Here is a 24,137-nt window from a genome sequence, read left to right as displayed (position 1 = left end):
GGCCATGACCGCCACGCAGCCGGAGCTCGCCGCGCCGTCGGTTCGCCAGCTGGTCCTCCTCAGCATCCCGGCCGTCGTCGTCGGCGTGGTCAGCGCCCTCGCCCTGTGGGCGATCGAGGCACTGGCCGGCCTGATCGAGGACGGCGTGTGGACGAACCTGCCGAAAGCGCTCGGCATCGACCCGTCCTCGGGGTGGTGGATCTTCGCGGTCCTGACCGTGACCGGCGCCGCGGTGGGACTGACCGTCTGGCTGGTCCCCGGTCACGCGGGCCCGGACTCGGCGACGACGGAGCTCGTCGCGCCGCCGCTGCGGCCGGCGATCGTGCCGTCGCTGGCGCTGGCCGCCGTCCTGGGCCTCGCCGGCGGGGTGAGCCTGGGACCGGAGAACCCGATCATCGCGATCAACATCAGCCTGATGGTCGCGCTGGTGGGGCGCCTCTGGAAGGCCGTCCCCATGCAGCTGGTGCTGATGATGGCCGCCTCGGGCACCATCGGCGCCCTGTTCGGCACTCCGGTCGCCGCCGCTCTGGTCTTCACCGGGATGGTCGCGGCCATCAAAGGCGGCGGCGCGCTGTGGGACAAGCTGTTCCTGCCGCTGGTCGCGGCCGCCGCGGGGTCGCTGACGATGACGTTCCTCGCGCATCCGCACTTCGGCATCCCGATGCCCGCCTACACGACGATCACCGGCTGGGATGTGCTCGCCGCGATCGTCCTCGGGGTGATCGCCACCGCTGTGGGGCTCGCGGGTGTCACCCTGTTCCCGTTCGTCCACCGGGCCTTCCACGCGCTGCGGCACCCGCTGCTGATGACCGTCCTGGGCGGCGCGGTGCTCGGCGGCCTGGGAGCCCTCGGCGGCCCGATCACCCTGTTCAAGGGGCTGACGCAGATGGGGCAGCTTGTCACATCCCGTGCCGACTATTCGGCCGGACAGCTGGCACTCATCGTCGTGGTCAAGCTGGCGGCCCTGCTGGTCGCAGCCGGCGCAGGGTTCCGCGGCGGCAGGATCTTCCCCGCCGTGTTCATCGGGGCGGCCATCGGCACGCTCGCGAATGCGCTGGTGCCGGGCATCCCGATTCAGATCGCGGTCGCCGCCGGCGTGATGGGGCTCACGCTGGCGGTCGCACGGGACGGCTGGATCGCCATCTTCATCGGCGTCGCCGTCACACAGAACCTGCTGATCCTGCCCATCCTGTGCCTGGCCATCCTTCCGGCCTGGCTGATGGTGTCGAAGGCGCCCGAGATGCTGATCAAGCAGCCGGTGCTTACGCCGACTTCTCCTCGCGCCGCGGGCGGTGCGGCACGATAGTCGGCGCCGCGTTCTCCAGCACCGCCTCCTTCGTCACGACCACACGAGCCACCTCGGAGCTGGACGGCACCTCGAACATGATCGGGCCGAGCACCTCCTCCATGATCGCGCGGAGGCCGCGGGCGCCCGTCTTGCGGAGCACCGCCAGGTCGGCGATGGACTCCAGCGCCGCGTGCTCGAACTCCAGCTGAACGCCGTCGAGCTCGAACATGCGCTGATACTGGCGCACCAGCGCGTTCTTCGGCTCGGTGAGGATCTGCATCAGCGCATCCTGGTCGAGCGGCGTCACCGTCGTCACGACCGGAAGGCGGCCGATGAACTCGGGGATGAGACCGAACTTGTGCAGGTCTTCCGGCAGCACCTCGCTGAAGAGGTTGATGTCGTCGCCCTTGGAGTGCAGCGGGGCGCCGAAGCCGATGCCCTTCTTGCCCGCACGTGAGGAGATGATCTCCTCCAGCCCCGCGAACGCGCCGGCCACGATGAACAGCACGTTCGTCGTGTCGATCTGGATGAACTCCTGGTGAGGGTGCTTGCGGCCGCCCTGCGGCGGGACGGAGGCGACCGTGCCCTCGAGGATCTTGAGCAGCGCCTGCTGCACGCCCTCGCCGGAGACGTCGCGCGTGATCGACGGGTTCTCGGCCTTGCGGGCGATCTTGTCGACCTCGTCGATGTAGATGATGCCCGTCTCGGCCCGCTTGACGTCGTAGTCGGCGGCCTGGATGAGCTTCAGCAGGATGTTCTCGACGTCTTCACCGACGTAGCCGGCCTCCGTCAGCGCGGTGGCGTCGGCGACCGCGAACGGCACGTTGAGCCGCCGGGCCAGCGTCTGCGCGAGGTACGTCTTGCCGCAGCCGGTCGGGCCGATCAGCAGGATGTTCGACTTCGCGATCTCGACGTCGTCGATCGAGTCGGCGGACGTGATGGTCTGCTTGGCGCGGACGCGCTTGTAGTGGTTGTAGACCGCGACGGCCAGAGCGCGCTTCGCCTGCTCCTGGCCGATGACGTACTCCTCGAGGAAGCCGAAGATCTCCTTCGGCTTGGGGAGGTCGAACTCGCTCGACGTCTCCTCGCCCGCCTCGGCGAGTCGCTCCTCGATGATCTCGTTGCAGAGCTCGACGCACTCGTCGCAGATGTACACGCCGGGACCGGCGATCAGCTGCTGCACCTGCTTCTGGCTCTTTCCACAGAAGGAACACTTGAGCAGATCGGCGCTTTCCCCGATGCGTGCCATCCCTCCCCCTCCTTCTTCGGGTGTCTTCTGTCGAGCCTAACCCGTGGAGCCGACATTGGCGCGCATGTCGGCCGTTTTGCGTCTCGCGGCGGTTCTGCCCACAGCAGATGGGTTCCGCCGACCCCGGAAACGACGGACGGGGCGATCGTCGAAACGATCGCCCCCTCCGTCGTGCGGCGAAGACTGCTACTTGACGAGTGCCGGAAGCGTCTTGCGGCTGGTGAGCACCTGGTCGATCAGGCCGTACTCCAGGGCCTCCTCGGCCGACAGGATCTTGTCGCGGTCGATGTCCTTGTTGACCTGCTCCACCGAGCGCTTGGAGTGCTTCGAGAGCGTCTCCTCCAGCCAGGTGCGCATGCGCATGATCTCGTTCGCCTGGATCTCGATGTCGGACGCCTGCCCCTGACCGGCCTCGCCCACGGCGGGCTGGTGGATCAGGATGCGCGCGTTCGGCAGCGCCAGGCGCTTGCCCGGGGTGCCGGCGGCGGTGAGCACGGCCGCGGCCGAAGCGGCCTGGCCGAGCACGACCGTCTGGATCTGCGGACGGATGTACTGCATCGTGTCGTAGATCGCCGTCATCGCGGTGAACGAGCCACCGGGCGAGTTGATGTACATGACGATGTCGCGGTCCGGGTCCTGGCTCTCGAGCACGAGGAGCTGGGCCATGATGTCGTCGGCCGAGGCGTCGTCGACCTGCACGCCGAGGAAGATGATGCGGTCCTCGAAGAGCTTCGCGTACGGGTCCTGGCGCTTGTAGCCGTAGGCCGTGCGCTCCTCGAAGCTGGGGAGGATGTAGCGGGCGCCGGGGGCCTGCACGCCGCCCTGGGAGGCCCCGCCGAGCATGGGGATGTTCATTGACGTTGTCCTTGTCCTTCCGCGGTCGTTCAGTTCTTCTCCGGCTCGGTGCCGCCGCCGCCGGCGACGTCGAGCGCCGACTCGCGGATGTGGTCGACGAAGCCGTACTCCAGTGCCTGCTGCGCGGTGAACCAGCGGTCGCGGTCGCCGTCGGCGTTGATCTGCTCGACGGTCTTGCCGGTCGCGGCCGCGGTGATCTCCGCGAGGCGGTTCTTCATGTCGATGATCAGCTGCGCCTGCGTCTGGATGTCGCTCGCGGTGCCGCCGAAGCCGCCGTGCGGCTGGTGGAGCAGCACGCGCGCGTTCGGGGTGATGTACCGCTTGCCCTTGGTGCCCGCGGTGAGCAGCAGCTGTCCCATCGACGCGGCCATGCCGATGCCGACGGTGACGATGTCGTTCGGCACGAACTGCATCGTGTCGTAGATGGCCATACCGGCGGTGATCGAACCGCCCGGGGAGTTGATGTAGAGGTAGATGTCCCGCTTCGGGTCCTCCGCGGCCAGGAGCAGCAGCTTCGCGGCGATCTCGTTCGCGTTCTCGTCCCGGACCTCGGAGCCGAGCCAGATGATGCGGTCCTTCAGCAGTCTGTCGAAAACACTGGGCTGGATACCCATGTCGGCCATGTTCGCTCCATTTCCTTTGTCGCTTGGCATCGAATCTATCGGAGCGCCGAGCCGGTTTCCGTGCTGTTCGCCCTCGGCAGAGAGCGGTGTCGCGGCGGGTGCGCCGCGGGCCTAGTCGTCGTCGAGCGCGGCGGCGTACGCGGTCACGGCGCGACCGTAGCGCGGCAGGTGCGGAACCAGTGCCTCCAGCGCCTCGCGGAGGGCGTCGGCCGCCAGCCCGTCATCGAACAGTGCGAGCGCCGCGAACGCCCGTGCGGCGTCGGCGAGGGGATGCTGCGGCTCGGCCGCGAGGAAGTCGCGCAGCAGGGCCAGCGCCTCCGGCGACCGGTCGAGGTTGCGCAGCGTGCTGGCGAGCTGAACGATCGCCTGCCCGCGGTACGGCTCGGCGAGTCCGTGAGCGAGCGCCGCACGGTAGAACGGCTCCGCGTCCGCCTCGCGACCGGCGAAGTCGCGCGCGCTCGCGGACTCGAACAGTGCCTCGGGATCGCTGGCGGGACGCGAGGCGACGAGGGCGTCGATCGCCGCAAGGGTCGCGTCCTCCCCCGCGTCGTCGGCCGCCGCCCACACCGCATCCACCCGCTGCCGCCAGTCGTCCATCCGCGTCCCCTTCGTCCGGTGCCCGTGCCCGTGCCCGTGCCCGTGCCCGTGCCCGTGCCCGTGCCCGTGCCCATCGTGGCAGATCGCGAGCCCGGCATCCATGGGTCGCAACACGCCGTCATCGCCGGGTCGTAACGGCGTGTTGCGACCCCTGGATGCAGCGAAGCCGGGCCGCGGAGACGCGGCCCGGCTTCGGGAGCGAGGGAGGCTTACTTGTCGTCGGCCTTCCTCTTGGTGGAGCGCTTCTTCGGCTTCTCGGCGGCGGGCTCCTCGGCGGCGGGCTCCTCGGCGGTGGCCTCGTCGGCCGCAGGGGCCTCGTCGGCGGCCGCGTCGTCGGTGTCGTCCCCGTCTGCGATCGAGGTGAACTCGGCCAGGTCGACCGGCTTGCCGTTGCTGTCGACGACCTTCACCTTGCCGAGGATGATCGCGAGCGCCTTGTTGCGGGCGACCTCGCCGACCATCGACGGGATCTGGCCGTTCTCGCTGAGGATCTTCACGAACTCGTTCGGGTCCATGCCGTACTGCGCGGCGCCCTGCACGAGGTACTGGGTGAGCTCGTCCTGGCTGACCTTGACGTCGTTCTCCTGCGCGACCTCGTCGAGGAGGATCTGCGTGCGGAAGGTCTTCTCGCTGGACTCCGTGACCTCGGCGCGGTGCACGTCGTCCTCGAGGCGGTTCTCCTGCTCCAGGTGACGGTGCACCTCGTCCTCGACGAGCTGCTCCGGAACCGGGATCTCGACCAGCTCGAGGAGCTTGTCGACCAGCTGGTCGCGGGCGGCCGTGCCCTGGCCGAACACCTTGGCGCGCTCGACCTGCGCACGCAGGCTCTGGCGCAGCTCGCCGATGGTGTCGAACTCGCTGGCGATCTGGGCGAAATCGTCGTCGGCCTCCGGGAGCTCGCGCTCCTTGACGGCGTTCAGCGTGACGGTGATCTGCGCGTTCTCACCCTCGTGGTCGCCGCCCATGAGCGGGGCCTCGAAGGTGGTGGTCTCGCCGGCGGTCAGCGTGTCGAGCGCCTCGTCGATGCCGTCGATGAGCTCGCCGGAGCCGATCTCGTACGAGATGTTGGCCGCGGTGTCGACCTCCTCGCCGCCGATCTCGGCGGTCAGGTCGATCTGCGCGAAGTCACCGGTCTTGGCCGGGCGGTCGACGGTCACGAGGGTGCCGAAGCGGCTGCGCAGCCGGTCGAGCTCCTCCTCCACGTCGTCCACGCCCACCTCGGCCGCATCCACCGTGATGGTGATGTCGTCGAAGTCGGGCAGCTTCACCTCGGGGCGCACATCCACCTCGATGGTGAGGAGCAGGTCGCCCGAGAAGTCCTTCTCGTTCGGCCACTCGGTGATGTCGGCCTCCGGCCGCCCGAGCGGACGCACGTCGTTCTCCTCGATGGCACGGCGGTAGAACCCGTCGAGACCCTCGTTGACCGCGTGCTCCAGGACGGCGGCCTTGCCGACCCGCTGGTCGATGATGGGCGGCGGCACCTTGCCCTTGCGGAAACCGGGGATGGTCACCTGCTCGGCGATGTGCTCGTACGCGTGCTTGATGGACGGCTGCAGCTCCTCCGGCGTCACCGAGATGGTGAGCTTGGTGCGGGTGGGGCTGAGCTTCTCGACCGTGGTCTTCACGATGTCTGGGTTCTCCTGAATGTTCGAACGGTGGTCTTCTCGCAAGGAACGAGGTCCTCGTCGGGGCGACAGGATTCGAACCTGCGACCTCCCGCTCCCAAAGCGGGCGCTCTAGCCAAGCTGAGCTACGCCCCGGCTTGAAGCGGTGCGAAAGACCGTGGTCGAGTCTACTGCACGCCCGCATCCCCCGCGTGTACTACGATGGTCTCCGGCCGTCGCACAGAAGGCGGCCACGGTGCCGCAATCGCGGCGCTCGGGGATGTAGCTCAATGGTAGAGCCTCAGTCTTCCAAACTGATTACGCGGGTTCGATTCCCGTCATCCCCTCCGTTTTCGCCCGTCGGGCGTGTCTGCCGTCGTTCGTAACGTCTGCGGCCGCGCGAGCAACCGCAGTCGCGACGCAGCACCGCAGTCGCTGGTGCCAAGGGCGCGGCCGCGCGCCACAATGGCCGCATGACGGCCACTCCACCGCCGGAGGACGGGCTCACGGATGCGCAGCGCAGCCTGCGCGCGCAGCTGCTCGCGACCGAGCACTGGGGGCTGCTCGCGTCGCGGTCGACGACGCAGAGCGAGGTGCTGACGCGGATCGCGATCTTCCTGACGCTCGTGTCGGCGGGACTGGTGACGCTCGGGTTCATCGGGCAGGCGAGCGGGTTCCGCGGGTGGTTCGGCGTGGCCGCGCTGGGGGTGCTGCTCGCGCTGGCGCTGCTCGGGCTCGTCACGGAGGTACGGGCGTTCAACACGGCCAGCGAGGACCTGATGTACGTCGTCGCCATGAACCGGCTCCGGGCGGCGTACGTCGAACTCGACCCCGGGATCGAGCAGTTCCTGATGGCGTCCGCTCACGACGACGAGGCCGGGGCACGGCTCACCTACCACTTCTTCTACCCGCGGGGGCCCAGTCCGGTGCTCGGAAGCTCCATGATGATCATCACCATCGTGGAGGCGATCGTCGTCGGCCTGCTCGTCGGCGGGGCGTCGTGGGCACTGGGCGCGCATCCCGTCGTCGCCGCTGTGCTCGGCGGACTGGTCGCCTTGGCGGTCGTCGTCCTGTCGCTGCTCTGGGGCATGCGCACGTACAAGAAGGCGTTCCGCGCCCATCGGCCGCTGCGGCCGAGCGACTGACCGCTATTCGTTGACGACGCGCTTGCCGGCGTCGTCGCGTGCGCGCTCGATCCTGTCGTCGAACGTGCCGCCGGTGACCTTCGTGGCGGCGCCGGCGACACCGTCGAGCAGCATGTCGCTGACATTCTCCGCGTGATCGGAGCTCAGCACGTACTCGACCGTCGGGTCGTTCAGAAACACCTGCGCCTTCTTGGTGATGTCGCGGAATCCGGCCATGCGGCCATCCAACGCTCAGCGCTGCAGGAAGGCCAGAACCGCGAGCACCCGACGGTGGTCGTCGCCGGAATCCTCCAGGCCCAGCTTCTGGAAGATCGACGTCACGTTCTTCTCCACCGCGCCGACGCCGACCACCATGCGGGCGGCGATCGCGGCGTTGGTGCGGCCCTCGGCCATCAGCTCCAGCACCTCCCGCTCGCGCGGCGTGAGCGTCGCGAGGGGGTCCGTGCGCCGGGTCAGCAGCTCGCGGACCACCTGCGGGTCGAGCACTGTGCCGCCCGCCGCCACCCGGGAGACCGCATCCCGCAGCTCATCGAGCGACGCGATCCGGTCCTTCAGCAGGTAGCCGGTGCCGCCCTCGCCGCCGGCCAGCAGCTCCTGAGCGTAGGTGCCCTCGACGTACTGCGACAGCAGCAGGACCGCGATCGAGGGATGCTCCCTCCGGATGCGCAGAGCCGCCCGCACGCCCTCGTCGCGGAACGTCGGGGGCATCCGCACGTCCAGCACCGCCACATCCGGCATCAGGTCGGGCACCGCCTCCAGCAGCGTGTCGGCGTCGCCGAACGCCCCGACGGTGTCGAACCCGGCCTCGTCGAAGAGCCGGATCAGCCCCTCGCGGAGGAGGACGGAGTCGTCTGCGACGACCACGCGGAGGGGGACGGATTCGCTCGGCACGCACCCAGCCTAGGGCGCGACCGCGATCAGCCGAGCGGAATGCGCGCCCCGATCCGGGTGGGGCCGCCGGCCGGGCTGTCGACGACCAGCTCGCCGCGCAGGCCGCGCACCCGCTCCTCCAGTCCGCGCAGCCCGTGGCCCTCGACGAGCGCAGCGCCGCCACGGCCGTTGTCGGTCAGCCAGACGCTCAGCCAGGCGGCGCCCGACACATCCACCGACCGCTCCAGGAACAGGCGGCCCGCCTGCGCAGCCGAGTGCTTCGCCAGGTTCGCGGCGAGCTCCGCCAGGACGTAGTAGGCGTTCCGCTCGATCTCGGGGCTGAACCGCTCCCCCGGCTGCAGCGACGACTCCACGGTCACCGGGATGGGGCTGCGCGCGGCCAGCGACTCGGCGGCGGCCACGAGGCCCCTGTCCTGCAGGATGGGCGGGGCGAAGCCACGCGACAGAGCTCGCAGCTCCTCCAGGGTGTCACCGGCCTGCTGCCGCGCCTCCGCGAGCAGAGTGGCGGCGGCCTCCGGATCGTCGGCCAGCTTCCGCTCGGCGGCTGCGATGTCCATCTGCAGGCGGATCAGGCGCTGCTGCGGGCCGTCGTGCAGGTCGCGCTCCAGCCTGCGCAGCGCCTGGTCCTCGGCGGCGACGGCGGCGCCGCGGGAGGCGGACAAGTCGGCGACCTCGCGCTGCAGCGCCTCCGACGGCCACCGGCCGAGCAGTCCGCGCGCCACGGCCTCATGCGCCAGGGTCAGCCCGCGGGTCACGAAGGGCAGGGTCACGGCGAACAGGATGCCGGCGATCACGTACAGGATGCGGTCGCCCACGATCGGATCGAAGGTCGAGTGCGTGCGGAACACCGCATCCACGATCGTGGGCGACAGGAAGAAGGAGCGGTCGCCCTGCGGGATGAACGGCTCCCAGATCCACCCGGTCAGCCCGCCCAGCGCGACCGATACCCACACGATCGTCAGCGTCCACGACACGATGCTCAGGATCGGGTTGATCAGGATGCCGTGCAGCAGGTACAGCCAGTAGTGGCCGTTGGCGAAGGGGCCGAAGACGGAGCGCAGGAACGTGCGCGGCGTGCCGGGCTTCTCCCACACCGGGCGCGGGATGGACGGCCGCCCGGCCCAGTCCAGCCGGGTCAGCTCCACCGCGCCGAAACCCCGCGCGGTGTAGAAGGCGGCGACGATGATGAAGAAGCCGACGTAGATGACGATGGTGCCGACGCCCGTCCAGAACAGCGACATGAGCACGGAGAGGCCGATGATCGCGATCGGCATGGTCAGCAGCAGGAAGCCCAGCTCGCGCGGGACGCCCCGCCACAGCGAGCCGTAGTTCGCTCGGTCGGGACGGGGCTGGGTGGGTGTCACGGCATCCAGAGTGGCAGAGACGGCGGCGGGTTCAGTGGACATGACCCCAGCCTTCCGGGATCGGCGCGTGCACCCCATCCCGCGCGCCTCCGGAACCGTGCGGGGGTTAACCCGACCTGGTAAGCGCAGCCTTCGCTTCGTTGTCGGAATTCCGTCGGCTCGCTAGCGTTCATCACAGGCAGAAGAAAGGACGCCACCCATGACGGACATCGCCGCAACCCAGAGTGTCTCGAACCCCGACGTCGCAGCCGGAGTCGCGCAGTTCCTCACCCCTGTCGTCATCGACCTGACTGCGATCGTGGTCAACGGCAAGCAGGCGCACTGGCACGTGCGCGGCGCCAACTTCATCGGGGTGCACGAGCTGCTCGACACGATCGTCGACCACGCGCAGGAGTGGGCCGATCTCGCCGCGGAGCGGATCGTCGCCCTCGGCCTCCCGGTCGACGCGCGCCTCGGCACCGTGGCGGCGAAGACCACCACGGGCGAGCTCACCGCGGGCTTCCGCCCGTCGAACGAGACCATCGCCGAGGTCATCGCGCAGCTCGACGCCGCCCTCGCCGGGGTGAACACGGCCGTGCGCGAGCTCGCGGAGCTCGACCAGACCAGTCAGGACGTCGCGATCGAGATCGCCCGTGGGCTCGACAAGGACCGCTGGTTCCTGTTCGCCCACATCAGCGAGTAGGTCGCGCGCTTCGAAAGGGGCCGTCCGCGAAAGCGGCGGCCCTTTTCACGTTGGGGGCTTCGGTACGCATCCCCTCGTGGCACCTCCCGCGCGGCGACGACGTGGCGAGCGGCTCCCTGCGACGCGTCACGGCGGCGTCAGCCAAGACATTCGTGACGAATGGCGGCCTCAGCGGAGGCGAAGCGGACATTCGGCACGAATCGCGGCGGGCCGTGGGCCGCCTCCTCGCCGGGGCCATGGACACGCGGAGCACGGCAGCACTACGCTCGCGCCATGATGCGCCGGGTCCTCGTCGCGGGCGGGCTGGTCGCCGTCGCGGTGATCGGGCTGCTGGTCGCTCCCGCCGCCGGCGCAGCGCCGATCACCACGTTCGACGTGCTCAAGGCGATGAACGACGAGCAGCAGGAGGCGTACCTCCGGAAGCATCCGGAGCTGCTCATCCGGCTCGCCAACACCGACCCCGACGCCGTGCACGACGACTGGGCGTCGATGGATGCGACCGATCGCGAGGACGCGGTGGAGACGCTCCCCGAGATCATCGGCAACCTCGACGGCGTCGACTACCGCGACCGGGATCGCGCCAACCGCCGGGCGCTGCGGCAGGCTGTCGCGAAAGCGAAGCGGCAGGTGCGCGCGCACCCCGACGACGAGCTGACGAAACGGGTGCTCGGGGCGATGACGGCCATCCAGAAGGCCCTCCAGGGCAAACGCACGCCCGCGCGGCGCCTGATCACGCTGAGCCTCGACCGGCCACCGCTCGCGGCGATCGCGCTGGGCGACCTGGACACGGCCTCCGACATCACGTTCGTCGTGCCCGGGATTGGCACCTACACCGACGACATGCAGCTGTGGACGCAGTCCGCCCAGAACCTGTACGACGAGCAGGGCCAGGTGGGCGCACCGAAACGGCGGGCGGTCGTCTCGTGGATCGGTTACGTCACTCCCCCGCCCGGGCTGGATGCGGCCCTCGGCGACTACGCTGCCCGCGGTGCTCCGCTGCTCACCGACGACCTGCGCGGCGTGAACGCCGTGCGCGTGGCCAGCCGGCCGCGCTCCGTCAACGTGGTGGCGCACTCGTACGGGACGACGACCAGCGCCAACGCCCTCGCCGACGCGTCGGACCTCGGCGTGTACGCGTTCGTGATGCTCGGGTCGGCGGGCATCGAGAGCCGCATCCCGAACGCCGCCGCCCTGCACGTGCAGCACAGCTACGCCGGCGAAGCCGAGGCCGATGGCGAGGCGCGGTTCGGGCGGATCACCCGCCGCGACCCACGGTCGCCGTCGTTCGGCGCGACCGTGATCAGTGTCGACGGGGACGTGGAGGCCGACCTGCTGGCGGTGACCGGGCACGCGCCGGTGCTGCACTCGCCGTGGAACGACGACCCGCTCTCGTCGGCGTGGTCGGGCATCACCGACACGGTGCTGTTCGAGAAGAAGTTCGCCGAGCACCTCGCCCACTACGGCTACCTGGACGCGTACACCGAGTCGCTGCGCAACACCGCGGTCGCGACGACGCCCGGCGCGGACCGGCTGCTGCTGCGCGGGCACTGAGGCGGCGGCTGGCCAGCGGCGTCGTCTGTGTGGGCGGAGATTTGTGCCATATCGCGGTTATAGCGCCGCGAAAACCACGATTTGGCACGAATCGTGACGAACGGGGACCGTCGAGGGGGCTTGCGCGGGGATCGCGTCGAGCAGGCGAGCTCGAGATTTGTGCCAAATCGCGGTTTTGGCGACGTCAGAACCACGATTTGGCACAAATCGTGCCCCCCAAGGGGCGTCAGGGTGAGAGCGCTGCGGCGTCCGGCGCTGACATTCGTCACGAATGGCGGGATTGGCGGGGCGGGAAGCCACATTCGTCACGAATGGCGGGATTGGCGGGGCGGGAAGCCACATTCGGCACGAATGGTGCCGGGATAGCTGGCGCAGGAGGGACGCCGGGCGCGGGGGTCAGCGCAGCGTGTCGTGGGTGAAGCGGCCAGCGACCAGGGTCGCGGCGACCGGCATCGCGCGGAGGTCGTCGGGCGACGCGGCGAGCGGGTCGCGGTCGAGCACCGCGAGGTCGGCGGGCTGACCGGGCGACAGCGTGGAGCGGGTGGATGCGCGCAACGCGACGTCCGCCGGGATCGCCTGCTCGGGGTGCCACGGCTCACGGCCGTCCCGCGTGCGGCCGACGGCGGAGGCGATCGCCGCCCAGGGGTCGAGCGGGGCGACGGGAGCGTCGGAGCCGAACGCCAGGCGCGCGCCGGCGGCGTGCAGGTCGGCGAGCGGGAAGGCGCGGTCGGTGCGTCCCCGCCAGAGGCGGTCGGCGACATCCCGGTCGTCCATGGCGTGCTCGGGCTGCACGCTCGCCGTCACGCCGAGGCGGGCAAAGCGCGGGACGTCGACGGGGTCGATCAGCTGGGCGTGCTCGATGCGTCCGCCTGCGCCGATCGCAGCGAAGGCGTCCAGCGCCCGGCGGTTCGCCTCGTCGCCGATCGCGTGGACGGCGGGCTCCAGGCCGTGGTCGACGGCGAAGCGCATCCGCTCGACGAGCTCCGCGGGCGTGAGGTTGGCGACGCCGTGGCCGCCGTCCGGGTACGCATGCTCGCACAAGGCGGTGCGGGTGTTGAGCGAGCCGTCGGAGATGACCTTGAACGGACCGACGGTCAGCAGGCCGCCGGTGCCGGGGATGGATGCGCCCGTGCGCAGGCCGAGCCCGGCAGCGCGCTCGAGGTGCTCGCCGTAGACACCGAACTCGACGCGTAGGCCCGCACCGGCCGCCGCACCCGCTCCCGGAGCGCCCGCGGCGCCGTCACCATCGCCTCCGCCGACGCCCATCCGCCGCACCCACACGTCGAGGTTCCAGCCGTACTCGAGGTCGACGATGCCGACCGCCCCGCGCGCCGCCGCCGCGCGAGCCGCGTCGGCCGCCCAGAGGTCGAGCGTCGCGTCGTCGGCCGCGGTCAGCAGGCTGGTGACGGCGAAGCTGGCGTCCTCGCGCAGCACGGCCTCCGTGGAGCCGGGAGCGAAGCGGCGCGCCGCCGCGCTGTTGAGCCACGAGCAGTGCAGGTCGCCCGCGATCAGGACGACCGGGCGGTCCGTCGCCGCGTCCAGCAGCTCGCGCGTCGGCTCGTCCGGCCACAGTGCGTCGTGGAAGCCGAATCCGACCAGCACGTCGTCGCCGGACTCGCGCGACGCGCGCTCGCGCACCAGCGCGGCGGCCTCGGCCGCGGAGGCCGCCCGGGACACGTCGAGGCGACGAGCGGTCTGCGCCCACTGGGTGAAGTGGACGTGCTGGTCCCACAGTCCCGGCACGATCCACCGGCCGTCGAGCGGGATGCGCTCCACGGCCCCGGCGTCCGGCGTCGTCCCGGCGGGAAGCAGCGCGGCGATCCTGCCCTCGTCGAGCACCACATCCACCAGGGCACCCGCACCAGACGCCACCACCCCGGGGACCCGGCCGCCGGTGAGCACCACCGTCATCGTGCCGCGCGTCGCCGCTCGTGCACGATCCGCATCTCGCGGAGCAGCCCCTCGCTCGCGTAGGGGCTGTCGCCGCCGAGCTCGGACATGATCGCGTCGACGATGTGGTCCGGGCGGTTCTGGCTCATCTTCTGCTTGGCCACGACGCGCGTGGGCGTCAGCCGCAGGCCGACCGTTCCGGAGGCGATGCGGTCGGCGTACTCCGAATCCTGCACGGCGCCGCGCATGCGGCGGGGCGATGGGAGCGCATCCTCGAAGTGGTCCACCAGGCGCTCCAGCACCTCGAGGTTCTCGGCGTCGCTCAGGATCTCCGGGATGCCGGAGAAGTGCGCGGCGATGAAGTTCCAGGTCGGAACTGCGGGCTTCTCGTCGTACCAGCCCGAGGAGATGTACCCGTGCGGGCCCTGCACGATGATCAGCAGCTCGTGCTGCCCGAGCTCGTGCAGCTGCTCGTCGGGCCGGCCGACGTGGGCGAGCAGGCTCAGCTCCTCCCGCGTCTCGTCGAGGATGACCGGGTAGTGGGAGGCGACGAGTCCCGTCGAGGCGGCGCTGACGAACGTGGCCCACGGGTTCTCGCGCACGAGGCGTCGCAGCTCGTCGGGGTCGCCGAGGATGAAGCTCGGATTCTGTCGCATCCCGCCTCCTACGCCTGGTCCACGGGGCACCAGTACAGCTTGCGGCCGCCCAGCTCCTCCATGACGATGTTCGTGCCGCACACCCGGCACGGCAGACCTTCGCGCTTGTAGACCCAGTGCCGGTCGTCACGGCTCGCCATCGCCTTGCGGTAGGACGCCTCGTCGAGGTCGTCCATCGTCATCATCTGCCCGGTCTCGACACCGATGCGCAGCAGGTGCACCCAGTCGCGCCACAGCGCACGCACCGTCTCCTCCGGAACCTTCTTGCCGGGCGTGTGCGGGTTCTGCCGGGCCCGGAACAGCAGCTCGGCGCGGTAGACGTTGCCGATGCCGCTGACGACGCTCTGATCCATCAGCAGCAGGGCGATCGAGGTGGGCTTGCGGCGCACGATCGAGACGAAGCGGTCCTCCGCCTCCTGGCCGGCGTCGACCTGCGGGTCGGGCCCGAGCTTCGCGATCACAGCATCCACCTGGGCCGGGTCGAGCACCTCGCAGGCGGTCGGTCCGCGCAGGTCGGCGACCGCGCTGTCGGTGAGGAGGCGGACCCGCACCTGGCCGATCGGCTCGGGCGGGAACGACGTGATCTCCGCCTCCACCTTCTCGGACTCGGCCATACGGAGGCGCGTGCGCCGGGGCGCGCCGATCGAGTGGAGGGAGTTCTCGCCCGCAGCGTCGAGGATCGGCTCCCCCAGGTCGGTGCCGCGCTGGTTGGTCTGGCCCATCCGCCCGTTCGCGCTCGCGATGGTCGGATCGATGCTGATGTCGCCCGCGAAGTCCCACGCGCCGTAGAGACCGAGGTGCACGCGCAGCCACAACGCGTTGTCGAACTCGAGGAACATCTGCTTGCCGACCGCGCGCGCATCCGTCATGACATGCCCGTCGATGCGCGTCGCGTCGGCCGCGAACCGGCCCTGCGGGGACGACACGGCCACGCGGTGGCCGACGAAGTTGACCGCGAACTGCCGCGCGATGCGGTGGACGGAGTGGCCTTCGGGCATCAGCGCTCCACGTTCTTGCCCGCGATGTCGCCGGTAGCCTCGTACTCCGCCAGCTGGGCGATGCGGCGCACGTGCCGCTCCTCGAACGAGAACGGCTCGGCGATGAAGGCGTCGATGAACCCGGTGGCCTCCTCGACCGTGTGCTGCCGGGCGCCGATGGCGATGACGTTCGCGTCGTTGTGCTGCCGGGCGAGCACGGCGGTCGAGTGGCTCCACACCAGCGCCGCGCGCACGCCGTGCACCTTGTTCGCCGCGATCTGCTCGCCGTTGCCCGAGCCGCCGAAGACGATACCGAGCGCCTCGACGCCCGCCTGCTGGTCGCGGACCACCGCGGCCGCCGCGTTGATGCAGAACGCCGGGTAGTCGTCGATCGGGTCGTACTCCGTCGGACCGTGATCGATCACCTCGTGACCCGCCGCGCTCAGGTGCTCCTGCAGATGCGTGCTGAAGTCGAGGCCGGCGTGGTCGGTGGCGATGTGGATGCGCATATCCACAGTTTAGGGAGGACCGCCGACCCTCGACGGCTCGGTGGCTAAGGTGGGTGCGGTGGACACGATCCACACGTTCGACCTCTTTAGTCATCCCCTCGAAGGAGCCAGCGTTGCCCGGAGAAAACCTCACCCGCGTCGAAGCGCAGGAGCGCGCGTCGCTCATCCGCACCCACAGCTACGACGTCAGGCTCGACCTGACCACCGGGCCGGAGACGTTCCGCAGCACCACGACGGTGCGCTTCTCTGCGAAGGAGGGGGCGTCGACCTTCATCGACGCGATCACGCGGACGGTGCATGCCGTCACCCTGAACGGCGTCGAGCTCGACCCGGCCGCGGTGAGCGACGGCGTGCGCATCCGGCTCGACGGTCTCGAGGACGAGAACGAGCTGACCGTCGACTCCGACGCCGTCTACACCAACACCGGCGAGGGCCTGCACCGCTTCGTCGACCCGGTCGACGGCGAGGTGTACCTCTACAGCCAGTTCGAGGTGCCCGACTCGCGGCGCATGTTCGCGGTGTTCGAGCAGCCCGACCTCAAGGCCGAGTTCACCTTCACCATCACCGCGCCGGAGCACTGGGCGGTCGTCAGCAACTCCCCCACGCCCGAACCGCAGGATGCGGGCGACGGAAAGAAGTTCTGGTCGTTCGCCCCGACCCCGGTCATCTCCTCCTACATCACCGCGCTCATCGCGGGCCCGTACGAGTCGGTGCACAGCGAGCTCACCAGCCGTGACGGCCGCACCATCCCGCTCGGGGTCTACGCGCGCAAGAGCCTGGCCGAGTTCCTCGACGCCGACTACATCTTCGACAAGACACGCGAGGGCTTCGCGTTCTACGAGGAGCGCTTCGACTACGCGTACCCGTTCGAGAAGTACGACCAGCTGTTCGTGCCGGAGTTCAACGCGGGCGCGATGGAGAACGCCGGCGCGGTGACCTTCACCGAGACCTACGTCTTCCGGTCGAAGGTCACCGACGCCATCAAGGAGCGACGCGTCGTCACGATCCTGCACGAGCTGGCGCACATGTGGTTCGGCGACCTGGTCACCATGAAGTGGTGGAACGACCTGTGGCTGAACGAGTCGTTCGCCGAGTACGCGTCGACGCTCGCGACCGCGGAGGCCACCGAGTGGTCCGAGGCGTGGACGACGTTCGCCGCGATGGAGAAGAGCTGGGCGTACCGCCAGGACCAGCTTCCCTCGACGCACCCGATCGTCGCGACGATCAACGACCTCGAGGATGTGCAGGTCAACTTCGACGGCATCACCTACGCGAAGGGCGCCTCGGTGCTCAAGCAGCTGGTGGCCTGGGTCGGCCAGGACGACTTCCTCGCGGGCGTCGCGCAGTACTTCAAGAAGCACGCCCACTCCAACACCGAACTGAAGGACCTCCTGGTCGAGCTCGAGGCCACCAGTGGCCGCGACCTGACCGGATGGTCGGAGAAGTGGCTGGAGACCGCGGGCGTCAACACCCTGCGTCCCGAGCTGACGGTGGATGCGGACGGCACGATCACCTCGTTCGCCGTGCTGCAATCGGCGCCGGCCGGCTACCCGACCATCCGCCCGCACCGCCTCGCGATCGGCCTCTACAACCTGCGCGACGGCAAGTTGACGCGGGACGAGCGCTTCGAGCTCGACGTCGACGGTGAGCGCACCGAGGTCGCCGACCTGGCCGGCACCCGCCGCCCCGACCTCGTGCTCATCAACGACGACGACCTCGCCTACGCGAAGATCCGCCTCGACGAGCAGTCGCTGGCGGTCGCGATCGAGCACCTGTCCGACATCGAGAGCCCGCTCGCGCGCTCCCTGGTCTGGGGCGCGGTGTGGGATGCGACCCGCGACGCCGAGACGAGCGCGAGCGACTACGTGCGCCTGGTGCTCGGCAACATCGCGTCGGAGACCGAGTCGACCACCATCCGAACCACGCTGAACCAGCTCGTGCTCGCAGCGAACGCCTACGTCGCGCCGGAGCGCCAGACGGAGACCGCCCAGAGCGCGGCCGACGCGCTGTGGGAGCTGGCGAAGGGCGCCGAGGCGGGCAGCGACGCGCAGTTCCAGTTCGTGAAGTTCTTCGCCGCGCTCGCCTCCACCGACGAGCAGCTGTCGACCATCGCTGCGCTCCGCGACGGCTCGGTCACCCTCGACGGCCTGACCGTCGACACAGACCTGTCGTGGGAGCTGCTGATCGCCCTGGTCGCCGGAGGCGCGGCGGGAACTGCCGAGATCGACGCTGCCCTGGCGGCGGACAACACCGCGAACGGCGGCCAGTTCGCCGCGCAGGCCCGCGCGAGCATCCCGACGCTCGAGGGCAAGCAGGCGGCCTGGGACTCGGTGTTCGGCTCGGACGCCCTGCCGAACACGATCGTCCGGTACACCGGCATCGGGTTCCAGCGCGCCAAGGACAAGGCCGTGCTCGCGCAGTTCGTCGAGCCGTACTTCGCCGCGCTGCAGGGCATCTGGACGTCGCGCACCTACAAGATCGCGGAGTACCTGGTCGAGGGCATGTACCCGGCGCCGCTCGCGAACGAGGAGCTGCGGGATGCGACCCGCGCCTGGCTCGACGCGAATCAGGAGCCGGCCGCCCTGCGCCGCATGGTGGTCGAGAACCTGGCGGGCGTCGAGCGCGCGCTGGCGGCCCAGAAGCGGGACGCCGCCGCCTGAACGAGCCGGGTGCTCGATCAGCATCCCGGAGGGGCCGCGCGAGTGCGCGGCCCCTCCGTCGTACCGGGCGGCGCTCCAGGGTGGTACCGCGGGAGGATGCCGCGACGCGAGCCGCGCCCCTAGTCTCGGACGTATGATCCAGCTCGATCACCTCACCAAGCGCTTCGGCGAGAAGACCGCCGTCGACGACATCACCGTGACCATCCAGCCGGGCAAGGTCACCGGCTTCCTCGGCCCGAACGGCGCCGGGAAGTCCACGACCATGCGGATGATCGTGGGACTCGACCGGCCCACCCGCGGACGCGCGCTCATCAACGGCAAGCGCTACGCCGAGTTCCGCTCCCCGCTCACCGAAGTGGGAGCCCTGCTCGACGCCAAGGCCGTCCACACCGGGCGCACCGCATACGCTCACCTGCTCGCGCTCGCCGCGACGCACGGCATCCCGAAGTCCCGCGTTCACGAGGTCATCGGCATGACGGGACTGGAGACGGTCGCGAGCAAGCGCGTCGGCGGCTTCTCGCTCGGGATGGGGCAGCGGCTGGGCATCGCCGCCGCCATGCTCGGCGACCCCGCCACGCTCATCCTGGACGAGCCGGTCAACGGTCTCGACCCCGAGGGCGTGCTCTGGGTGCGTCAGTTCGCCCGTCACCTGGCATCGCAGGGCCGCACCGTCTTCCTCTCGTCGCACCTGATGAGCGAGATGGCGCAGACGGCCGACCACATCGTCGTGCTGGGGCGTGGTCGTGTGCTCGCGGACGCACCGGTCGACACCATCCTCGCCGGAGCCACCCGGCATGCCGTGCGTGTTCGCACACCGCAGCCCGAGCAGCTCGCCCGCGCAGTGGCCGGCGCAGACGTCACCGTCACCGGCGTGGAGGCGGAACTGCTGGAGGTCACCGGGCTCACCGCGGCGCAGATCGGCGAGACCGCCGCCCGCGACGGCATCGTGCTGCACGAACTGACACCGATCAGCGCCTCCCTCGAGGAGGCCTACCTCGAACTCACCCAGGACGACGTCGAATACCGCACGGAGGTCAGCCGATGAGCACCGCCACCACCGCCCAGCAGGGCACCGTCCACCCCCACACCTCGCTCGGCCACCTCAACTTCGCGCGGGTGGTCCGCTCGGAGTGGATCAAGCTGCTCACGGTGCGTTCGACCTTCTGGACGCTGATCAGCGCTGTCGTGCTCGTCGTCGGCATCGCCTCCCTGGTGGCCGTCGCGATCCCCGACAAGTCGACGCTGGTCGACCGGGTCTCCGCCGCACAGCGCGCCACGGTCGAGGCGCAGGCGGCGAACTTCGCCCAGAGCGCGGCGACCGCGGGTCTCACGTTCGCCTCCCTGGTCATCGCCGTGCTCGGCGTGCTCGTCATCAGCGGAGAGTTCTCGACCGGCATGATCCGCTCGTCGTTCACGGCGGTGCCGCGCCGGTTCCCGGTGATCGCCGCCAAGACGCTGGTGCTGTTCGTCGTCGCGTTCGTCGCCGGGCTGATCAGCTCGGCCGCGTCGTGGGCCGTCGCCGTGCCCATCCTGAAAGCCAAGGGCTACACGGGCGACTTGTTCTCGGGCGACACCCTCTGGGCGATCCTCGGAGCCGGCACGTATCTGGGCCTGGTGGCCGTGTTCGCCCTCGGGGTCGGCGCCATCCTGAAGTCGACCGCCGGCGGGATCGCGGGCGCGCTCGGCGTGCTGCTCGTGCTCCCGATCGTCGCCAGCCTGGTCGGCGGCCTGACGCGGACGCAGTGGGTCAAGGACGCCCAGCACTACCTGATCAGCAACGCGGGCTCCGGCATGGCGGGTCTCGCCAACGGCGACCTCGAGCCCTGGGCGAACGTGGTCACCGCCCTCGTCTGGGCCGCCGTCGCCCTCGTGGGCGGCGCGATCCTCCTGCAGCGCAGGGACGTCTGACCGCTGACGTGACCGCTCCCTCCCGCGCGCCGGACGCCCCGGACGGCCTCGAACTGCCGAGACCGCCCGGGGCGATCCGTCGCTACCTGACGTCGCATCCCCTCATCGTGGATGTGCTGGTCGCTGCCGTCTACCTGGTGCCGTCGGTCATCGTGTCGCTCGTCGGCTTCTCGATCCGGCCGAGCGTTCAGGAGGCCGTGCTCCTGGTGCTCTCGGCGGCGGCGGGCGTCTCGCTGCTGGCGCGACGGCACCGTCCGCTCGTCGTGTTCTCGCTCGCCACGGCCGTGCTCGGCGCCAGCGTGTTCCTGGGCCGCGACGTGGATGTGCTGCCGACGCTGTTCGCGCTCTACGCCCTGGCGGTGTACCGCTCCATCCGCTCCGCCTGGATCGCCTACGCCGCCACCGCCGCCGTCACGATCGCCACGCTCACCACCGAGGTGCTGCTCCAGCAGGCCCAGGTGTTCACACAGCTGCGGACGGCCGCGCTCCCGGCCGGGATCATCGTCCTGCTCTTCTCGGCGGTGGCGGTGCTGATCGGCAGCAACGTCGGCAACCGCCGGCGGTACCTTGATGCGCTCATCGATCGCGCCCGGCAGCTCGCGCGCGAGCGCGACCAGCAGGCCGAGATCGCGACGGCGGCGGAGCGCAGCCGCATCGCGGGAGAGCTGCACGACATCGTGTCGCACAGCCTCACGGTGATGATCACGCTCGCCGACGGTTCCGGCCGGCTCGCCGCGACGGCTCCCGACCGTTCGGCCGAGACCATGCGGCTGGTCGCCGAGACCGGCCGCGGGGCTCTCGCCGACATGCGACGCCTGCTCGGGGTACTCGGGGACGACGACGGCGAGCCGGCCGCCCGCGCTCCCCAGCCCGCCGTCGCCGACCTGGGCGGCCTCATCGAGACCTTCCGCGCGGCCGGTCTGCCGGTGCGGATCACCGTGTCGGGAGTGCCGCCGGAGGACGCCGGGCAGCAGCTCACGGTGTACCGGGTGGTGCAGGAGGGGCTCACGAACGTGCTCCGCTACGCGGCGACGGCGACCGCCGTCCGCGTGGTGATCGTGTTCCAGCCCGGCAGCGTCATCCTGACGGTGGACGACGATGCGACTGTGCACGGTCCGCCGCATCAGGGGTCCGGACGCGGGCTGCTCGGGCTGCGGGAGCGCGTCGGGCTGTACGGCGGCACGATCGAGGCCGGACCGCGGCCGGGCGGCGGCTGGCGGCTGCGGGCGGTGTTCCCGGCGCTGCGGGGCACGCCGGCGGCCGACATCGGCGCCTCGGCGCGGCTCGCCCCCACATCCGCCGCGAGCCCCCCATCCACCGCTACCCCCGCATCCACCGCTACCCCCGCATCCGCCCCGACCCGGAAGGAGACGCCGTGAGCGACGGCCCCCTCCGCCTCCTGCTCGTCGACGACCAACAGCTCGTCCGCCTCGGCTTCCGGATGGTGCTGGAGGCGGAGCCCGGCCTGGCCGTGGTCGGTGAGGCCTCCGACGGCGCTGAAGCGGTGCGGCTCGCGGCGGAGCTCCGGCCCGACGTGGTCCTGATGGATGTGCGCATGCCGGTGCTCGACGGCATCGAGGCCACCCGCCGGATCGTCGCCGCCGAGCCGGCGGCGCGGGTCATCGTGCTGACCACGTTCGACCTGGACGAGTACGCCTTCGGCGGTCTGCGCGCCGGGGCGAGCGGCTTCCTGCTCAAGGACGTCCGGCCGGACGAACTCGTCTCGGCGGTGCGCGGCGTCGCCGCCGGGGATGCGGCGGTCTCGGGTCGCGTGACCCGGGCGATGCTCGAGCTGTTCGCCGACCGGCTGCCGGCGGCCGGCGCATCCTCTCGCCCCGGCCACGACCCGGTGGCCGCGCTGACGCCGCGGGAGCGCGAGATCCTCGTCGCCATGGGCCAGGGCCTCAGCAACGGCGAGATCGGCGCGCGCTTCTACCTCACCGAGTCGACGGTCAAGACGCACGTCGGCCGCGTGCTCTCGAAGCTGCACCTTCGCGACCGGGTGCACGCGGTGATCTTCGCCTACGAGAACGGGCTGCGCGAACCGTGAACCGCCCGTGCGGTCCAGCGACCGCCAAGGCACGGCTCGCTAGGCTCGGAGCGGTATGGAGATCCTGAAAGCAACCTTCTGGACCGAACTCGGGTCGTGGGCCGCGGCGGCGGGCTGGAACATCCTGAGCGCCGCCTGCATCGTCGGCGGCGCCTTCCTGCTGAGCTGGATCCTGCGAGTGGTCATCCGCAAGGTCGTGCAGCGCATCGTCAGCGGAGTGAAGAAGGGGCAGAACGTCAGCGACACGCAGGCGCTGGTCGCCTCGCCGCTCGCGGCCGTGCGCCTCGTCCAGCGCACCCGGACGCTCGGCTCGGTGCTCACCAACATCATCAACGTGACGATCGGCATCATCGCGATCATCCTCATCCTGAACGTGTTCGTGCCGAACGCCCTGGGCTCCTTCGCGCTCCTCACGGCCGCGATCGGCGCCGGCCTCGGTTTCGGCGCCCAGAACATCGTCAAGGATGTGCTCAACGGCCTGTTCATGGTGATGGAGGACCAGCTCGGCGTGGGCGACGTCGTCGACCTCGGGTCGGCGACCGGCGTCGTGGAGGCGGTCGGCATCCGCGTCACCCAGGTGCGCGACGTCAACGGGACCCTCTGGTTCGTCCGCAACGGCGAGATCCTGCGCGTCGGGAACATGTCTCAGGGCTGGGCCCGCGTCATCATCGACGTCGCCGTCCCGTACGACGTCGACATGGAGGCCGTGCAGGCGAAGCTGCTCGAGGCCGCCAACGCGCTGGCGTCGAGCACCAAGTGGCGCTCGCGCATCCTGGAGAAGCCGGAGCTGTGGGGGCTGGAGTCGATCTCGGCCGACGCGATGGTCATCCGCCTGGTGCTGAAGACGCGCACGACCGCCAAGGACGACGTGTCGCGCGAGCTGCGCCTCCGCATCAAGCAGGCCCTGGACGAACTCGACGTGAAGCTTCCCTCCCTCTCGGCCGTCGTGCTCACCGGCTTCGACAGCGCCGCCAGCGTCATGGGTGCGAAGCCGCCGCGCACGCGGCCCAGCCCGACGGTCACGCCCGAGCCGCCGCTGAAGGGCCGAAAGGCCCGCGCTGCGGCCAAGCGCGGCGCGGCGCAGGGAACGCGTCCGGCCGATCCGGGCGCCATCCGGGTCACCCCGGCGATCGAGAACAAGCCGGGCGGCGCCGCTCCGAAGGCCGCACCCGAGCAGCGTAAGGACGGAGGCCCGACGTGAGCCTGCCCCTCATCCCCACCGGCCCGCAGAAGTCCTTCTACGACGAGGTCGGCGGCCATCCGACCTTCCAGCGCCTGGTCGACGCGTTCTACGACGGCGTCGCGGACGACCCGGTGCTGCGCCCGATGTACCCGGAGGAGGACCTCGGCCCGGCCAAGGAGCGCCTGCTCCTCTTCCTGGAGCAGTACTGGGGCGGTCCCACCACCTACAGTCAGCACCGCGGCCACCCTCGGCTCCGGATGCGGCACAACCCGTTCACGGTCAACCCGGACGCGCGCGACCGCTGGCTCGCCCACATGCGCGCCGCGGTCGACGGGCTCGAGCTGCCGCCGTTGCAGGAGGAGACCCTCTGGAGCTACCTGGAGCGGGCGGCCTTCGCTATGGTCAACACATTCGAGGAGTAGCCCTCCCCCCGCCATCCCGGTGCCGAAGGAGTC

23 protein-coding genes and 2 tRNA genes are annotated in these 24,137 nt (G+C 70.4%); 12 read left to right on the top strand and 13 right to left on the bottom strand.

Going from position 1 to position 24,137, the window contains the following annotated elements; translation table 11 throughout:
* The first annotated feature begins 4 nt into the window (after positions 1 to 4).
* Positions 5 to 1,306 carry an ion channel protein gene (locus tag ACR9Y5_RS09055; RefSeq protein ID WP_481297654.1) on the top strand — a complete coding sequence of 434 codons (1,302 nt, stop codon included), beginning with the start codon at positions 5 to 7 and terminating at the stop codon, positions 1,304 to 1,306.
* Here the strand turns inward: ACR9Y5_RS09055 and clpX are convergent.
* From clpX to ACR9Y5_RS09025, 6 genes are all read right to left on the bottom strand, one after another.
* Positions 1,263 to 2,537, bottom strand: a complete 1,275-nt coding sequence (gene clpX / locus ACR9Y5_RS09050) for an ATP-dependent Clp protease ATP-binding subunit ClpX (RefSeq protein WP_481297653.1) — start codon at positions 2,535 to 2,537, stop codon at positions 1,263 to 1,265. The genes ACR9Y5_RS09055 and clpX overlap by 44 nt on opposite strands.
* Before the next feature lie 186 nt (positions 2,538 to 2,723).
* Positions 2,724 to 3,392 carry an ATP-dependent Clp protease proteolytic subunit gene (locus ACR9Y5_RS09045; RefSeq protein WP_481297652.1) on the bottom strand — a complete coding sequence of 223 codons (669 nt, stop codon included), beginning with the start codon at positions 3,390 to 3,392 and terminating at the stop codon, positions 2,724 to 2,726.
* A gap of 29 nt (positions 3,393 to 3,421) precedes the next feature.
* Positions 3,422 to 4,015: an ATP-dependent Clp protease proteolytic subunit gene (locus tag ACR9Y5_RS09040; RefSeq protein WP_481297651.1), complete on the bottom strand. Its 594-nt coding sequence runs from the start codon at positions 4,013 to 4,015 to the stop codon at positions 3,422 to 3,424.
* Positions 4,016 to 4,126: 111 nt separating this feature from the next.
* Positions 4,127 to 4,612 (bottom strand): tetratricopeptide repeat protein, encoded by a 486-nt coding sequence (locus tag ACR9Y5_RS09035; protein WP_481297650.1) that lies wholly within the window; start codon positions 4,610 to 4,612, stop codon positions 4,127 to 4,129.
* 209 nt (positions 4,613 to 4,821) lie between these two features.
* Complete coding sequence (tig, locus tag ACR9Y5_RS09030; protein ID WP_481297649.1) at positions 4,822 to 6,237, bottom strand: trigger factor; 1,416 nt, start codon at positions 6,235 to 6,237, stop codon at positions 4,822 to 4,824.
* Positions 6,238 to 6,297: 60 nt separating this feature from the next.
* Positions 6,298 to 6,372: transfer RNA gene (locus ACR9Y5_RS09025), tRNA-Pro, on the bottom strand.
* Positions 6,373 to 6,492: 120 nt separating this feature from the next.
* On the opposite strand from ACR9Y5_RS09025, the gene ACR9Y5_RS09020 reads away from it, so the two are divergent.
* A tRNA-Gly gene (locus tag ACR9Y5_RS09020) sits at positions 6,493 to 6,563 on the top strand.
* A 126-nt stretch (positions 6,564 to 6,689) separates the two neighbouring features.
* Positions 6,690 to 7,361 (top strand): hypothetical protein, encoded by a 672-nt coding sequence (locus tag ACR9Y5_RS09015; RefSeq protein WP_481297648.1) that lies wholly within the window; start codon positions 6,690 to 6,692, stop codon positions 7,359 to 7,361.
* Positions 7,362 to 7,364: 3 nt separating this feature from the next.
* On the opposite strand, the gene ACR9Y5_RS09010 is transcribed toward ACR9Y5_RS09015, so the two are convergent.
* From ACR9Y5_RS09010 to ACR9Y5_RS09000, 3 genes are read right to left on the bottom strand one after another with little or no spacing between them, the layout of a single operon-like run.
* On the bottom strand, positions 7,365 to 7,577 hold the full coding sequence (locus ACR9Y5_RS09010; RefSeq protein ID WP_481297647.1) for an antitoxin: 213 nt from the start codon (positions 7,575 to 7,577) through the stop codon (positions 7,365 to 7,367).
* A 15-nt stretch (positions 7,578 to 7,592) separates the two neighbouring features.
* Complete coding sequence (locus ACR9Y5_RS09005; RefSeq protein ID WP_481297646.1) at positions 7,593 to 8,252, bottom strand: response regulator transcription factor; 660 nt, start codon at positions 8,250 to 8,252, stop codon at positions 7,593 to 7,595.
* 26 nt (positions 8,253 to 8,278) lie between these two features.
* Positions 8,279 to 9,658: a sensor histidine kinase gene (locus ACR9Y5_RS09000; RefSeq protein WP_481297645.1), complete on the bottom strand. Its 1,380-nt coding sequence runs from the start codon at positions 9,656 to 9,658 to the stop codon at positions 8,279 to 8,281.
* A 157-nt stretch (positions 9,659 to 9,815) separates the two neighbouring features.
* On the opposite strand from ACR9Y5_RS09000, the gene ACR9Y5_RS08995 reads away from it, so the two are divergent.
* Positions 9,816 to 10,298 carry a Dps family protein gene (locus tag ACR9Y5_RS08995; RefSeq protein WP_020074922.1) on the top strand — a complete coding sequence of 161 codons (483 nt, stop codon included), beginning with the start codon at positions 9,816 to 9,818 and terminating at the stop codon, positions 10,296 to 10,298.
* A 273-nt stretch (positions 10,299 to 10,571) separates the two neighbouring features.
* Positions 10,572 to 11,849, top strand: a complete 1,278-nt coding sequence (locus tag ACR9Y5_RS08990; RefSeq protein WP_481297644.1) for an alpha/beta hydrolase — start codon at positions 10,572 to 10,574, stop codon at positions 11,847 to 11,849.
* A 396-nt stretch (positions 11,850 to 12,245) separates the two neighbouring features.
* Here the strand turns inward: ACR9Y5_RS08990 and ACR9Y5_RS08985 are convergent, their stop codons facing one another.
* Genes ACR9Y5_RS08985 through ACR9Y5_RS08970 form a run of 4 tightly spaced genes read right to left on the bottom strand, consistent with a single transcriptional unit; the run spans position 12,246 to position 15,881 of the window.
* Complete coding sequence (locus ACR9Y5_RS08985) at positions 12,246 to 13,760, bottom strand: amidohydrolase (protein ID WP_481297643.1); 1,515 nt, start codon at positions 13,758 to 13,760, stop codon at positions 12,246 to 12,248.
* Positions 13,757 to 14,395 carry an FMN-binding negative transcriptional regulator gene (locus ACR9Y5_RS08980; protein ID WP_481297642.1) on the bottom strand — a complete coding sequence of 213 codons (639 nt, stop codon included), beginning with the start codon at positions 14,393 to 14,395 and terminating at the stop codon, positions 13,757 to 13,759. The genes ACR9Y5_RS08985 and ACR9Y5_RS08980 overlap by 4 nt, the downstream gene beginning before the upstream one ends.
* Before the next feature lie 8 nt (positions 14,396 to 14,403).
* On the bottom strand, positions 14,404 to 15,393 hold the full coding sequence (locus tag ACR9Y5_RS08975; protein ID WP_481297641.1) for an Fpg/Nei family DNA glycosylase: 990 nt from the start codon (positions 15,391 to 15,393) through the stop codon (positions 14,404 to 14,406).
* On the bottom strand, positions 15,393 to 15,881 hold the full coding sequence (locus ACR9Y5_RS08970; protein ID WP_481297640.1) for a ribose-5-phosphate isomerase: 489 nt from the start codon (positions 15,879 to 15,881) through the stop codon (positions 15,393 to 15,395). Before ACR9Y5_RS08970 ends, ACR9Y5_RS08975 begins: the two co-directional genes overlap by 1 nt.
* 113 nt (positions 15,882 to 15,994) lie before the next feature.
* On the opposite strand from ACR9Y5_RS08970, the gene pepN reads away from it, so the two are divergent.
* From pepN to ACR9Y5_RS08935, 7 genes are all read left to right on the top strand, one after another.
* Positions 15,995 to 18,541, top strand: coding sequence for an aminopeptidase N (gene pepN / locus ACR9Y5_RS08965; protein ID WP_481297639.1), 2,547 nt, complete (start codon positions 15,995 to 15,997; stop codon positions 18,539 to 18,541).
* Positions 18,542 to 18,674: 133 nt separating this feature from the next.
* Positions 18,675 to 19,586 (top strand): ATP-binding cassette domain-containing protein, encoded by a 912-nt coding sequence (locus ACR9Y5_RS08960; protein ID WP_481297638.1) that lies wholly within the window; start codon positions 18,675 to 18,677, stop codon positions 19,584 to 19,586.
* Positions 19,583 to 20,449 (top strand): ABC transporter permease subunit, encoded by an 867-nt coding sequence (locus tag ACR9Y5_RS08955; protein ID WP_481297637.1) that lies wholly within the window; start codon positions 19,583 to 19,585, stop codon positions 20,447 to 20,449. The genes ACR9Y5_RS08960 and ACR9Y5_RS08955 overlap by 4 nt, the downstream gene beginning before the upstream one ends.
* A gap of 8 nt (positions 20,450 to 20,457) precedes the next feature.
* Positions 20,458 to 21,828, top strand: coding sequence for a sensor histidine kinase (locus tag ACR9Y5_RS08950; protein ID WP_481297636.1), 1,371 nt, complete (start codon positions 20,458 to 20,460; stop codon positions 21,826 to 21,828).
* Positions 21,825 to 22,499, top strand: coding sequence for a response regulator (locus ACR9Y5_RS08945; RefSeq protein ID WP_481297635.1), 675 nt, complete (start codon positions 21,825 to 21,827; stop codon positions 22,497 to 22,499). Before ACR9Y5_RS08950 ends, ACR9Y5_RS08945 begins: the two co-directional genes overlap by 4 nt.
* Before the next feature lie 55 nt (positions 22,500 to 22,554).
* Positions 22,555 to 23,700: a mechanosensitive ion channel family protein gene (locus ACR9Y5_RS08940; RefSeq protein ID WP_481297634.1), complete on the top strand. Its 1,146-nt coding sequence runs from the start codon at positions 22,555 to 22,557 to the stop codon at positions 23,698 to 23,700.
* A complete protein-coding gene (locus ACR9Y5_RS08935) occupies positions 23,697 to 24,104 on the top strand; it encodes a globin (RefSeq protein ID WP_481297633.1) in 408 nt (135 codons plus the stop codon). The genes ACR9Y5_RS08940 and ACR9Y5_RS08935 overlap by 4 nt, the downstream gene beginning before the upstream one ends.
* The last annotated feature ends 33 nt before the right edge of the window (positions 24,105 to 24,137 follow it).

The sequence above is a fragment of the Leifsonia sp. KNZ13-11D genome (assembly GCF_056754895.1).
The sequence above is the reverse complement of the archived record's forward strand: the minus strand, read 5'-3'. Positions and strand labels throughout refer to the sequence as shown.